Raw genomic sequence first — 13,713 nt, 5'->3', positions numbered from 1 at the left:
ATGCAATTCGACAATGACGCATTTACCCCTGTAGTCCGCAGCGGGCAGGCGGAAACCACACTCCGCCCAGGTTCCACCTGGAGCCAGGATGCCTGGCGGCGCCTGCAGCAAAACAAACCGGCCATGATCGCCCTGTATACGATTGCCATAATTATCACGGTTGCCATTATCGGACCCTGGATTTCCAATCTGTCCTATTCTGCGCAAGACCTAAGTCAAACCAATCAGCCGCCGAGTGCAGCCCATTGGTTTGGCACCGACAGCCTCGGCCGGGACTTATTTATCCGGGTGCTGTACGGCGCGCGTATTTCCCTGTCCATCGGTGTCGTCGCCAGTCTGATCAATCTTACCATCGGCGTTATTTATGGTGGACTGGCCGGTTTCTTAGGCGGCCGGGTTGACAGAATCATGATGAATATTGTTGATATTTTGTACGGCATTCCACTGCTATTGTATGTCATATTGCTTATGGTCGTGTTAAAGCCGGGACTGACCAATATTTTTATTGCCCTCGGTATTGCCTATTGGCTGGGTATGGCCCGGATTGTCCGCGGCCAGATTTTAAGCCTCAAACACCAGGAATATGTGCTGGCGGCCCGTACACTCGGGGCCGGCACCTGGCGGATTTTGTTCAGGCATCTGCTTCCCAATAGCCTGGGCCCCATCATTATAACCATGACGCTGGCCATACCGGAAGCCATCTTCACCGAGGCTTTCCTGAGCTTCATTGGGTTGGGCGTGTCTGCGCCCATGGCCAGTTGGGGGGTACTGGCTTCCGAAGGCGTAACCAGCCTGCGTTCCTACCCTTTCCAGTTATTTTTTCCAGCCATAGCAATCAGCGTCACCATGCTGGCCTTCAATTTTCTGGGAGACGGTCTGCGTGATGCACTTGATCCCCGCGTGCGACGCTAGGAGGTAAAACATGAATCCCTTATTAGATGTACAAGAATTGGCAGTCTCCTTCGACACATATGCCGGTGAAGTTAAGGCGGTTGATCATATTTCCTTCCAGGTTTTTCCCGGTGAAGCTGTCGGCATTGTGGGCGAATCAGGCTGCGGCAAAAGCGTAACCGCGCATGCGATTATGCGGTTGATTACCACACCGCCGGGAAATTATAAAAGCGGGAAGATCTTTTTTGACGGAACCGATCTGTTAGGGCGGCCGGAGGCCGAGATGGAAAAAATCAGGGGCAACGCTATCAGTATGATTTTTCAGGACCCCATGACTTCTCTTAATCCGGTGCTTACGGTTGGACTGCAAATTGCCGAATCCCTGCAATACCATAAACATCTGGGCAAAACAGACGCCTATGCCCGGGCTGTGGAATTACTGCGTTTAGTGGGTATCCCTTCGCCGGAACAGCGCGTAAACGACTATCCCCACCAATTCAGCGGCGGTATGCGCCAGCGGGCCATGATTGCCATAGCCCTGGCCTGCAATCCCAAGCTGCTGATTGCCGACGAGCCGACAACAGCTCTTGATGTAACCATTCAGGCGCAAATTCTTGATTTAATGAAGACCTTGCAGCAAAAACTAACTATGGCCATTATTCTTATTTCCCATGACCTTGGTGCCATTGCCGGTCTCTGCAGCCGCATAATTGTCATGTACGCCGGTAAAATTGCCGAAACAGGAACGGCGGCAGAAATCTTCCATGCCCCCTGCCATCCTTATACATGGGGCCTGTTACAATCGGTCCCCCGTTTGGACGTACAGCAAAAAACCAAACTGGCGGTCATTGACGGACAACCGCCTGACCTCCTGCACCCGCCGGCCGGCTGTCCCTTCCATCCCCGCTGTCCGCATGCCATGCGCCTTTGCACAGAATACTATCCTGAAACCACCCCCATAACCCCAACCCATAGTGTAACATGTTGGCTGCAGCATCCCAGCGCCCCAAAACCGGAGGTACCGACCGATGGAACAAACTAATCTATTAGAAGTACACAATCTAAAGAAGTATTTTGCCGTCGATACTGATTTTTGGGGGCGCCCCACGGCTTGGCTTAAGGCAGTTGACGACATAAGCTTTGGCATCCGCAAGGGAGAGACCCTCGGCCTGGTCGGCGAAAGTGGCTGCGGCAAGTCCACTACCGGCCGGACGATTATTCATTTATACAAACCTACCGCCGGAAAAATTCTGTTTAACGGCAAAATAATTGACAGCAAAGACCCGGGGAAACAACTGCGCCGGGAGATGCAGATGATTTTCCAGGACCCGTATGCGTCACTGAACCCGCGGATGACTGTCGGCGATATCCTGGGCGAACCGCTAGACATTCATGGCTTGGCGGCCGGCGCTGAGCGGACAGAGCGGATTGTGGAACTGCTCCGGCTGGTTGGCCTCAATCCCGGCTACATCAGCCGCTTTCCCCATGAATTCAGCGGTGGTCAGCGGCAAAGAATCGGCATTGCCAGAGCTTTAGCGGTTGACCCCAGCTTCATTATCTGCGATGAGCCAATCTCCGCCCTGGATGTCTCTATCCAGGCCCAAGTCGTTAATTTACTGGAGCACTTGCAGGAAGCCATGCAATTGACCTATCTATTCATTGCCCATGATCTGGCCATGGTAAAACATATCAGCAACCGGGTAGCCGTCATGTACCTTGGCAAAATTGTAGAAATTGCCGCCAGCCACGAACTATACAGGAGGCCACAGCATCCCTACACCCAGGCCCTGCTGTCGGCAATCGCCATACCTGATCCGTTAGTGGAAGCCAAGCGGGAGCGAATCCTGCTCACAGGCGATGTTCCGAACCCCATCACCCCGCCCTCAGGCTGCCGTTTCCGCACCCGCTGCCGCTACGCCGTTAAGACCTGCAGCGAACAGGAACCGACACTGGTGGACCTTGGCTCCGGCCACCTGACCGCCTGTCATGTCGTACACCGTTAACTATATACAACGTGCTATTAACAAATACATTCATCATCGCATATCCTAAGGAGGAGTGACAATGTCCTGTAAAAAGCTGTGCGCAGTCCTACTGACAATGGCAATGCTGTTAACTCTGGCAGCAGGCTGTGGAAAATCCGGTACTAGTTCCAATGAACAGGTACTTCGCTATGCTCTGGAGGCTGAACCCGCGACTCTTGATCCGGCCAAATCTACAGCCATTCCGGAGTCATTGGTGGAACTGCAAATTTTTGAGGGTCTAACCCGGCTTGACGCCAAAGATCAGCCGGTGGCGGGCGCCGCCGAAAAGTGGGATGTTTCTGCCGATGGGCTTACCTACATATTCCATTTACGTGCCAATGCGAAATGGTCAAACGGCGACCCTGTCACCGCCCACGATTTTGCCTTTGCCTGGAAACGGGCATTAAATCCTGAAACCGCTTCCGAAAATGCGTATATGCTGTTTCCGCTGAAAAATGCGCAAGCCTACAATGAAAAAAAAGTATCGGTCGATCAGGTTGGCGTTAAAGTTATCGATGACCATACACTGGAAGTTTCCTTGGAAAAGCCTACAGCCTATTTTCTAAACCTGGTAGCCTTCCATGCCTTTTATCCTGTTCACCAAAAAACGGTAACAGCCAATGCCGATAAATGGGCAGGCGAGGCCGGTACTCTGATCGGTAACGGACCCTTTAAAATCAGCAACTGGACGCACAGCGGCAAAATCGAATTTGTCAAAAATGATCAATACTGGGATGCCGGCGCTGTCAAACTCGCAAAAATGGAATGGCCGATCAGCGATTCTCAGACTACCCGGCTGGCTATGCTGGAAAATAATCAGGTCGACATGATGGTCGAACCGCCGGTTGTTGAGCACGACCGCCTTACCCAGGCCGGATTGCTTAAAGTCTCTCCGTTTCTTGGCATTTACTACTATGTCTTTAATACCCAAAAGCCCCCATTTGACAACGTAAAAGTCCGCAAAGCGTTCGCCGCAGCCATCAACCGCGATATGCTGGTCAAAAATGTAATCAAAGGCGGCAAAAAACCGGCCTATGCCTGGGTGGCCCCCGGACTGACCAATCCCGTTTCCGGCAAAGATTTCCGGGAAGAAGGCGGCAACTATGCGCTAGAAGACGTGGCGCAGGCCAAGAAACTGCTGGCGGAAGCAGGTTACCCTGACGGTCAGGGACTGCCACCCGTTACCCTGTTGTTTAATACCAGTGAACTGCATAAATCGATTGCCGAAGCCATGCAGGAAATGTGGAAGCAAAACTTAGGTGTAACTGTCGATTTGACTAACCAGGAATCCAAAGTATTCCTGGCAACAAGAACAGAGGGGGATTTCCAAATTGCCCGGGCCTCCTGGACCGGCGACTACGCCGACCCGATGACCTTCATGGACGTATTTAAAGACCCGGAAAATGATGCGAAATACGCGAGTCCCGCCTATAACCGTCTGATCGAACAGGCTCAATCGACCACTGACCAAAAGGTCCGGATGCAAGCTATGCATGACGCCGAAAAAATTCTGTTTGATGATGCCGTCATCATCCCGATCTATTACACAACCCAGCCCTATATGACCAAGCCGTATGTTAAGGGCTATTTCTGGTCTGTACTAGGATTAGCGGACTTCAAAGCCGCTTATATTGAAAAATAACCCGATCTATAACAATGTACTAAAGATGTTTGCAGGCGGGTGTTGGCAATACACCACCCGCCTGCGCCTGCCAGCTTCTTCAAAACAGGGATGTGCCGCTATCACGTGCATATCCCTTTATAATAGCGTTGATCAAAGGAGATTACAAAATGGATTTACTAGCCCGGATTAAACCCCGCAGGCTATGCCCGGGAGCTACGCTCGGCATCATTGCGCCTGCCAGTCCCGGTAACCGGGAAACAGCCGCAGCCGGCATACATTGGCTTAAAGAGCAAGGATTTCAGGTGCGGCTTGGACTGACAGTCAACCAGGAAGAGGGCTATCTGGCCGGTGCGGACACAGCCCGCGCCGCCGACCTTAACGCCATGTTTGCCTCCCCTGATATTGATGGTATTATCTGCCTCAGGGGCGGCTACGGCACTATGCGGTTACTGGACCTGCTGGACTACGACCTTATCAAAGCCCACCCCAAAATATTTGTCGGCTATAGTGATATTACCGCCCTGCATACCAGTATTGGGCAGCGCACAGGCCTTGTTACTTTCCATGGCCCGATGGCGGCCGCCGATATGGGAAAAACAATCCCTGACTATACATGGAATTACTTTTGGCGGGCCGTCACCTCGCCCGAACCACTGGGGCTGCTTGTCAACCCGCCCCAGGCTCCCGCCCCCCAGTTTATTGTGCCGGGTTCTGCCGAAGGCTGCCTGACAGGCGGCAACCTCAGTCTGATTGCCGCCACAATGGGTACAGCTTATGAAATTGACACCTACGATAAGATCCTGTGTCTGGAAGACGTCGGCGAAGCTCCTTACCGCCTTGACCGGATGTTAACCCAATTGTTACTGGCCGGCAAACTCCAGGCCGCAGCCGGGATCGTGGTTGACGTATTTGCCGACTGCGAAGAGGAAGCCACCCCTCCCAGCTTTACCGTCGAAGAAGTACTCAGAAACCGGCTGGGCGGTTTAAACAAACCGGTACTCATGAATCTGTATTTCGGCCACACCGCCGATAAAGTAACTCTCCCCCTGGGGATTAAGGCCACACTGCGAAGCCAGGACGGCGGGCTTGCCGTTGTTGAAACCGCCACCCTGGAATAATGCCCTGCTAACTGGAGGCGTATCATGAATAAACAAGCATTAAAAGAACAAGTAATCGCCGCTATTGACGCCATGGCGGCCGAATTACAGGCAATCAGCCTGTTTTTACACAGCAACCCTGAATTGGGCGGCCAAGAAATTCAGGCCGTCCGGCGGCTCATCCAGGCGGCCGCAGGCCGTGGCTTTTCCGTACGACAAAATATCAGCGGCTATGAAACGGCCTTTATTGCCCACAAGGGAATGTGTGGACCGAAAATTGCCTTTTTGGCCGAATACGACGCCCTCCCCGGCCTGGGCCACGCCTGCGGGCATAACTTGATTGCCGCGATGAGCTGGGGAGCAGCGGCGGCGTTTTCTGCCGTAGCCGGCAGCCGGGCTGTTTCTTATTTCATCGGCTGCCCGGCCGAAGAAACCAGCGGCGCCAAAGTGGCTATGGCAGAAGCCGGCGTATTTGACGATTTAACGGCGGCACTGATCGTTCACCCGGCCGACAGCAATAATATCGGCGGCACTTCCTACGCCACTCATCCGCTTAAAATAACCTTCCACGGGCGGCCGGCGCATGTCGCCAGCAAAACCGACAAGGGTATTAATGCGTTAGATGCCCTTGTCATGTTTTATCAGGGAATCAAACCGCTGCGTCAAACGTTTACCCAGGAAACCATCCTGGCCGGCATCATAACCCAGGGAGGCACCGCCCCCAACATCGTGCCGGAAGAGGCCGCAGCCAAGTTCACCATCCGGGCTTTATCCGCAGACTATCTGGAAGAGACAGTACTGCCGGCAGTACGGCGTCTGGCTGAGGGAGTAGCTTTGGCTACAGGCACAACTGTGGAAACTGTACATTATGAACCTTTGTTTAAAGAATTAATCAACGATCCGCAGCTTATGCAGTTATTCCAAGATAACATGAGTTTGTTAGGGGAAACGGTAACGCTCCTCGAGCCACTGGATGCAGACGGCTCCACTGATGTCGGCAATGTCAGCCATCGAACCCCCACCATCCATCCCGATCTTGGTATCGGCTGCAATCTTGTCGCCCACACACCGGCTTTTGCTGCGGCGACCGGCTCTGAATATGCCCAGAAACGATTGTTGGTAGGCGCCAAAGCAATGGCCATGACGGCTGTTGATTTACTTGAATAAACTATAATGAAATCGACTTAGGAAGGTGAATTCATGAAGATTGACATCGAAAATCATGTAGGCTATTTAATACAGCAGATTTCCCATTTATTAGAGCAATTATTCAATAAGCAATTGGCAAAAGAAGGGCTTTTTTTATAGACTAAACTTATAGTATCTCTTGGGGTGATCACAATTGAGTTATACCAATCAATCTATGGTAGAGTCGACTGTTGCCGGCCATAATCGTTTATGGATGGCAACCTTATTAGGGTGCTTAGCCGGCATGGGCCCGCTCTGCACCGATTTATATTTACCTGCCTTGCCGCAGCTGGCAAGCAGCTTAGGCACAAGCGCCTCGCTGATCCAGGCCAGTCTGACCGCAACCCTGCTAGGGATAGCAGTAGGCCAGATTTTTATTGGACCTTACAGTGACGGCCATGGACGGAAAAAGCCATTGGTGCTTTCTCTCCTTATATTTATTATTACTTCCTTTATCTGTTCCTGGGCAACTTCCATTTGGGCACTAATCGTATTTCGTTTTATTCAGGGACTTGCCGGTTCAGGCGGAGTGGTACTGTCACGGGCCATTGCCTGTGATCTTTATTCCGGACCTGAATTAACGAAGTTCTTTTCGCTGTTAATGCTCATTAATGGTATTGCACCGATCCTGTCACCGGTCATCGGCGGACAAATCTTAGCATTCAGCGACTGGCAAGGAATCTTTGTTTCGCTGGGTTTATTCAGCATCATTTTGACATTAGCCGTCATCCTTGGCATGAAAGAAAGTTTACCGCAAGAACGCCGTAATGCAGGAAGTCTAAAAGCGAATTTCATTACATTTAAAACACTGCTTGCGGACAGGATCTTTGTCGGTTATACGTTAATACAAGGCTTCATTATTGCCGGTTTATTTGCCTATATTGCCGGCTCGCCCTTTGTCCTGCAAACCCTATATGGCTTATCAGCGAAAACGTTTAGTTATTGTTTTGCAATCAATGGCCTGGGAATTATGCTGTTTGCGCAATTAACCGGCTATTTTACAGGTAAGTATAGCGAAAAACAATTACTTGCGTTTGGCCTCAGTCTGGCACTTTTTTGTAGTGTGCTTTTACTTGTTCTATGCATTCTTAAGGTGTCAGTCATCTTTATTCTCATTCAACTATTCCTGATTGTTTCCTGCATCGGCATCACAACTACAGCCAGCTTTTCCCTGGCTGTTCAACGCCAGCCTCATGCAGCCGGCAGCGCTTCCGGCCTGCTCGGTGTTGTATCCTTTATCTTTGGCGCCATAGCCTCGCCCCTTGTTGGCTTGGGTGATGGAACAACAGCAATTCCCATGGCCGTGGTAATTGCTGTCGTCAATTTATTGTCCTATGTAAGTTATCATAAGTTAACCCGCTAATTTATGAAAACAGGCTAAGCACTGCAAAGTGCTCAGCCTGTTTCGTTTATTTATAAAATTTTACTCGTTCCTCTAAAGGCAGGCATTCCTTGGGCGATGGCTGAGCCACAGGCTTGCCAAAAGGCATCTGGGCAATCAGCTTCCAGTTAGACGGAATATCCCATTCCCGCTTAACCCTGTCATCGATAACCGGGTTATAGTGTTGCAAGGACACGCCCAGTCCTTCCAGCTCAAGCGCCGTCCAGATCGTAAATTGCAACATGCCTGATGCCTGATTGGACCAAACAGGGAAAATGTTTTTACTATCAATAAATAAATATTCTATGTTAGTATTTATTCTATCATTGTCATTGATTTCCTTCCCTTATTTTACTCCCAAACACAAAAAATTATAAAAAAAACCCTAAAGTCGATTTTAGACTTTAGGGTTTTTGGGGTATTATTTAATGGCATTTAAAACTTGTACAAGTTCATCGGCAGCCGCATCAGCCCCACACGGTTGTACGATTGAAAAGCCGCCAAGCCGTATGATGCCATTGTCATTCGAGGCTTGCTCAAGGGATTGATTGCTGTGATAAGCGGCGGCCAAATTGCCTGCTACCAAATAGCTGCGTTCCAGGCCGCTCATATTAGCGACCGCGGCCGGTTTCATAAACGGTTTGCCGTTAATGCTAATTTCACCGGTGGCAGCGTTAACAGCAACTTTGTTATTGCTGTACTCGGTCAGCTTTTTAGCATAATTGTCGCGTCTTTCCTTTTCACCCGGATGGGTGGAAGGATTTAAAAGATCGTCGAAAAGACCTTTGGCGCCACCCTGGCCCATCTTGTCGATAACCCGCTGCCATACTGCCGCCGGGGCACCCGGATTGTAACCGGCTGCCGTTAAATAGCCATAAGCAACGTTGTCCGCTTCCCATTCATTCGGTTTGGTCACGCCAACAGCCTTGACATTGGTCGCGACCACATCAACAGCTAGCTTGCCGCCGCCATTCATTTGCGCCCCGGCAACCTTTTGCACAAATTCTACCGTTAGCCTTTTTTTGGCACCATTGATCGGGTGCTTTTTCTGTCCGTGTACCAACTCGTGGGCCACAACGGCCGCGATTTTGTCTTCGTCATTATCCAAAAGGGAAAACACTCCCGTATTGACAGAAACGTTATGACCCAGGCTGCAATAGGCATTAAATTCGGTTTTAGGGTTAATAAAATAGTTGTAGGGCTTATCGGTTATGGAAGAGTCCGTTTTGGCAATTGCGCTTGCCAAATTTCCCATTATACGCCCCAATTCTTCATTTAAATAAGAATCACTGTTCACTCCGTCTGATTTTTTAAGTTCCTCAAAAAGTTCATTGCGCCCATCATTTTCATAGTAGTCAAGTGATTCCCTTACTTTCTGCTGTTGTGCGGCAGTGCTCAGGATTGAGCCGCCAAGCTGGCCAAGACTAAAGGCCTCGGTTTTGGTTGGCTGGAACAAGCCTATAGCCAGCGACAGGCACAGCGTTAGCGTCCCTGCTCTCAGCACTGACTTACGGAAAATAGCTTGTAGATTCAAATCAATCAACACCTCATTTTATTTTTTCATTGGGCGCCGTCTATTAAGCTGCTTTCAGGCTAAAAATTAGTTTCCCTCATGGGTTCCAAAGCATACCCAGTATTTGGCTGATTTACACCCATTTTTATACATCGTATGATCTCTTCAATGTCTTTATAGGACAAAAGTCCTACTTTTACTATTGTCCGGCTAAAAAAAAAACCTTGAAGCCTAATCATTAGAACTTCGAGGTTTTATGCTCTCTGCTGCTTGCTTACCCCTATTGAGCAGTTCTTTCCGGAGCTTCCACAGTGCCAGAGCAAAGCTCCCCAGCACATCACGAAGCTAAAAATAAAAGTGGTGAGGATTGCCTGCTCTCTACGGTAATAGCGCCCTATGTCATGCTGCACGCAAAAATGCCCTGATGTTCCAGCTACCTTCGAGACATTTTTGCGTACACTAATTAGGATTCATTTTCGTCGGCACTTATACCATCGGCTAATTTATCTAGATTTGTAACCATAACACTTGCTTGTTGAACAGCCCCTGAAACAGACGAAATTGCCGCAGCAATCTGGGCAATAGCTGAATCAATTTGCGCCATTTGATTATATAAATTTTGACTGTCAGATTGTATTATAGCTATGATTCTATTGATCTCTTGGATTGAAGCAGTGCTATTGCCTGACAACTTCCGGATTTCCTCGGCCACTACCCCGAATCCCCGGCCTTGCTCGCCTACGCGGGCGGCCTCAATAGCGGCGTTTAACCCTAATAGAGTGGTTTGCGAAGCAATATCACGAATTAATCCTAAGACTTGGTCAGTTTCTCTAAGTCTTGACTGTGATTCTTTGGCTACCTCTACTAGAGTGTGACTAACACCGGCTATTTCTTCAGACTGAGCTGAGATTTCTTCGGTGGTACTGGCTAATACATGAATACTATTCATCAACTGGGCAGCCATATTTTTCATTGCATCTTGCTGTTCGGTCGATTCAACGATTACTGCAGCTCCAATCACCTGCTGCTCATGGTAAATGGGAATAGCCATGGCAATATACGGCAATCCAAATATTGTCTTATCGCCTCTGGTAGTCGTCCGTCGCCCCTCGCGAATAGCCCGGTAAACCGCCGTATTTATTTTAAGCGGAGTTCCGGCAGGTATATTTAAATCCAACTGTTTTCCCGGTTTATATAGCAAATATTTTTCCCGGTCAGTTACGGCCACCCCCACATCACCGCGGCATAGTTCTGTCAAACAAGGAAATACCTCCATATAGTGATTAAGAATGACCTCTGGCCGTTGCAAAGAATTTACCGGCAAACCAACCACCCCGACTCTAAAATAACCTTTATAACTTAACGAATAAGGCTAAAACTTAAAGACAGGAGCGTCAGATAGTAACTCTTCCACTCCCGCCTGCGATTAATCGGATTTCTGAATTACCCGGCTGTCTTTCACCCATAGCGGAAGGCTATGCCAAAGGTTCCCCTTGGATAAACCCACTTGGTAATCCCCTTATTTTTACACATCACTCTGCAAGTACCGCATTCCAGACAACCTGCATAATCAAAATTAATCTCACCGTCTTTTAAAGTATATAAAACTGCCGGACAGACGACTAAGCACGGCTTATCCTGGCATTTGGCACAAATAACCTTGTCAATCACGATATGCGCTTTTTCTTCATCTACGGAAAACTTATTTAGCCCCAACAATTCTTCTGGTCCTTGTTTCTTCACCGTCATACCGAAGTAACCCCCTTCCAGCCGTCAGATAGCAACTGGCCTATCGATATATGACGTTTTACAATATTCTTCATTGCCTTAGGCATTTTTTGCGGTACACTCCCATCAACGGCAAACATAAACCGCACAACGTCATTGGCCAACCTAGGGTACGTCTCGGCCATCCGCGGTATTGCGACAATATCGGGCCAGCCGGCAAACATTTTCATTGTCGGAATCAGCCCCAACTCTTCTAATTCTTTTACATACGCCGGACCGATAGCCGCGTTGTCCGCAGTTTTGATCACAGCCCGGGCGGCGGCTACACCGCTAACAATAGCCAGATCAATACCGCGCAAAATTGTTCCGGTATTAATACAAAACCCTGCGGCATCACCGGTTATCAGGAAGCCGTCCCGGTAAAGTTTGCCCGGGACACCCCGCCAACCACTTTCGGGGACAAGGTGAGCCCCATATTCCACAGAATTTCCATCGCCGATTAGCGGAAAGATAGCAGGATGCATTTTAAAGTCCTGATATATTTGCTGGATACTCTTACCTTGCTTAGCAGCTGATTCCGGGCTAAACACAATTCCCAGCGAAATACTGTCTTTGTTGGTATAGAGGAATCCGCCGCCTTGAATTCCTTCGGTACAGCCGATTATCATTCTGGCCGTACCTTCATCAGCCGCAAGATTAAAGCGCTGTTGAATAGTTTCGGCCGGCAGTTCGATAATTTCTTTAACGCCGACCCCTGCCATATGCCCGGTGATGTCACTGCGCAAGCCTGCTTTTTGCGCCATAAATGAATTTATGCCATCAGCCGCTATCACCACAGCAGCATACATTTCATCTTCCCCGGCCTTGACACCAATCACTTTATTATCTTGTATTATCAAATCATCCACTAATATCCCTGGAGCAATCATAGCACCTTGCTCTTCGGCCTTGCCGGCAAACCATTCGTCAAAGGGCGCTCTGAGGATGCTGTAGGATTGCGGTATATCCTGCTTAAAAGTGTAATCAAGATAATCAACTGTTATTGCACTGCCGGCCCCTAACAGCATAATCTGCTCCCGAACTACTTTACGTTCAAGCGGGGCTTCCTCATGAAGTCCGGGCTCAACCAGTTCAAGCGCATAGGTATAGAGACGTCCACCGGTAACATTTTTACAGCCGGCGCTTACACCCCGCTCGATAACCAGTACATTCTTACCTTCTCTGGCCAATATATAAGCGCAAGCTGTCCCTGCAGGTCCGGCACCGATAATTATCGCATCAAATTTTTCTTGTTCGTCCATGAAACTTCACCTACCCTTACTACTTTTGGTTTTTTATCGCCTCAATTAAGAGCGGGACGATTTCATAAAGATCGCCGACTATGCCGTAATCGGCAGCAGCAAAAATAGGAGCGTTCTCATTACTGTCTATCGCTACAATAACTTTGGAGTCCCGGATTCCGGCTATGTGCTGAACCTGGCCTGATACGCCCATCGAAAGATACAAGACGGGCTTTATCTTTTGTCCGGATAGACCAATATAGGTTTCGTTAGGCAACCAATGATAGTCTTCGGCAATACTGCGGGTACAACCTAATTCCGCCCCTAAAGCACCGGCCAGATCCTCCGCCAGTTTCATGTCCACCTGTTTAGCAAGACCACGGCCTACACAGACCAATTTTTCCGTTTTGGTTATGTCAGCGCCTTGCCGGACAATTGGACAGACATTTTCCACAGCCATAGTAGCATCAATACTGGCGTCTATAGTCACAATTTCGCCGCTCCTGCCGCTATCCTTAGCCGGCATATCAAAGGTGCGCGGCGGAATTGTAACAACCGCAATCCCTTTAAGAATTTCAGTACATACCGCTAAACCGCCATACATAGCCCTGTCGGTTTCAATTTCACCATTTTCGAACCGCACTGCAAAAGCATCTGTTACTAGTCCGGTTTTCAACCGGGCAGCTATCTTGGCCGCCAAGTCCTTCCCGCGAAACGTTGCACCGATAAAAAATGCCGTCGGCGTTTCCTGTTCGGCAAGTGCAACCAGTGCCGGGGCATAACTTTCAGGCCAATCACTATCATTTTTTAAAACAAATACCTTGTTAGCACCTGCAGCCACAAATTCCGGAGCAGCTTGTTCAGCAATAGTGACAACACAAAGCGGTTGTCCCAGTTTGTCAGCCAGTGGCCGAGCCATTGTCATGAGCTGCTGGGCGACAATAGTATCTTCAGAATAAATCCAAATTCCCGCCATTTCTATTCCTC

Annotated in this window: 13 protein-coding genes; 7 read left to right on the top strand and 6 right to left on the bottom strand. The window is 49.3% G+C overall.

Annotation, left to right across the window (positions count from 1 at the left end; all coding sequences use genetic code 11):
• The 7 genes from BLR65_RS05555 to BLR65_RS05525 all read left to right on the top strand — a co-directional run bounded on the left by BLR65_RS05555 (position 1) and on the right by BLR65_RS05525 (position 8,187).
• The gene (locus BLR65_RS05555; protein WP_093793202.1) at positions 1-912 is read left to right on the top strand and encodes an ABC transporter permease; all 912 of its coding nucleotides are present in this window, start codon (positions 1-3) and stop codon (positions 910-912) included.
• Between the two features lie 10 nt (positions 913-922).
• Positions 923-1,933, top strand: a complete 1,011-nt coding sequence (locus tag BLR65_RS05550; protein WP_093793201.1) for an ABC transporter ATP-binding protein — start codon at positions 923-925, stop codon at positions 1,931-1,933.
• A complete protein-coding gene (locus tag BLR65_RS05545) occupies positions 1,920-2,894 on the top strand; it encodes an ABC transporter ATP-binding protein (RefSeq protein WP_093793200.1) in 975 nt (324 codons plus the stop codon). The genes BLR65_RS05550 and BLR65_RS05545 overlap by 14 nt, the downstream gene beginning before the upstream one ends.
• A gap of 61 nt (positions 2,895-2,955) precedes the next feature.
• Positions 2,956-4,557 carry a peptide ABC transporter substrate-binding protein gene (locus tag BLR65_RS05540; protein WP_093793199.1) on the top strand — a complete coding sequence of 534 codons (1,602 nt, stop codon included), beginning with the start codon at positions 2,956-2,958 and terminating at the stop codon, positions 4,555-4,557.
• Positions 4,558-4,706: 149 nt separating this feature from the next.
• Entirely contained in the window at positions 4,707-5,657 is a 951-nt protein-coding gene (locus BLR65_RS05535; RefSeq protein WP_093793198.1) for a S66 peptidase family protein, read from the top strand.
• A gap of 24 nt (positions 5,658-5,681) precedes the next feature.
• A complete protein-coding gene (locus BLR65_RS05530) occupies positions 5,682-6,803 on the top strand; it encodes an amidohydrolase (protein ID WP_093793197.1) in 1,122 nt (373 codons plus the stop codon).
• Between the two features lie 175 nt (positions 6,804-6,978).
• Positions 6,979-8,187 (top strand): multidrug effflux MFS transporter, encoded by a 1,209-nt coding sequence (locus tag BLR65_RS05525; RefSeq protein ID WP_245692481.1) that lies wholly within the window; start codon positions 6,979-6,981, stop codon positions 8,185-8,187.
• A 46-nt stretch (positions 8,188-8,233) separates the two neighbouring features.
• Here the strand turns inward: BLR65_RS05525 and BLR65_RS05520 are convergent, their stop codons facing one another.
• The 6 genes from BLR65_RS05520 to BLR65_RS05495 all read right to left on the bottom strand — a co-directional run bounded on the left by BLR65_RS05520 (position 8,234) and on the right by BLR65_RS05495 (position 13,702).
• On the bottom strand, positions 8,234-8,497 hold the full coding sequence (locus BLR65_RS05520; RefSeq protein WP_281241496.1) for a nitroreductase family protein: 264 nt from the start codon (positions 8,495-8,497) through the stop codon (positions 8,234-8,236).
• A 129-nt stretch (positions 8,498-8,626) separates the two neighbouring features.
• Entirely contained in the window at positions 8,627-9,739 is a 1,113-nt protein-coding gene (locus BLR65_RS05515; protein ID WP_093793196.1) for a M48 family metallopeptidase, read from the bottom strand.
• 442 nt (positions 9,740-10,181) lie between these two features.
• A complete protein-coding gene (locus BLR65_RS05510) occupies positions 10,182-11,042 on the bottom strand; it encodes a methyl-accepting chemotaxis protein (RefSeq protein WP_245692479.1) in 861 nt (286 codons plus the stop codon).
• 134 nt (positions 11,043-11,176) lie between these two features.
• Complete coding sequence (locus BLR65_RS05505; protein ID WP_093793195.1) at positions 11,177-11,467, bottom strand: ferredoxin family protein; 291 nt, start codon at positions 11,465-11,467, stop codon at positions 11,177-11,179.
• Positions 11,464-12,747 carry an FAD-dependent oxidoreductase gene (locus BLR65_RS05500; RefSeq protein ID WP_093793194.1) on the bottom strand — a complete coding sequence of 428 codons (1,284 nt, stop codon included), beginning with the start codon at positions 12,745-12,747 and terminating at the stop codon, positions 11,464-11,466. The genes BLR65_RS05505 and BLR65_RS05500 overlap by 4 nt, the downstream gene beginning before the upstream one ends.
• Positions 12,748-12,766: 19 nt before the next feature.
• Positions 12,767-13,702, bottom strand: a complete 936-nt coding sequence (locus BLR65_RS05495) for an electron transfer flavoprotein subunit alpha/FixB family protein (protein WP_093793193.1) — start codon at positions 13,700-13,702, stop codon at positions 12,767-12,769.
• Positions 13,703-13,713 lie beyond the last annotated feature (11 nt).

This window comes from Sporomusa acidovorans (genome assembly GCF_900101845.1).
GTDB classification, from domain to species: Bacteria; Bacillota; Negativicutes; order Sporomusales; family Sporomusaceae; genus Sporomusa; species Sporomusa acidovorans.
This window is presented reverse-complemented; position numbering and strand designations above follow the sequence as displayed.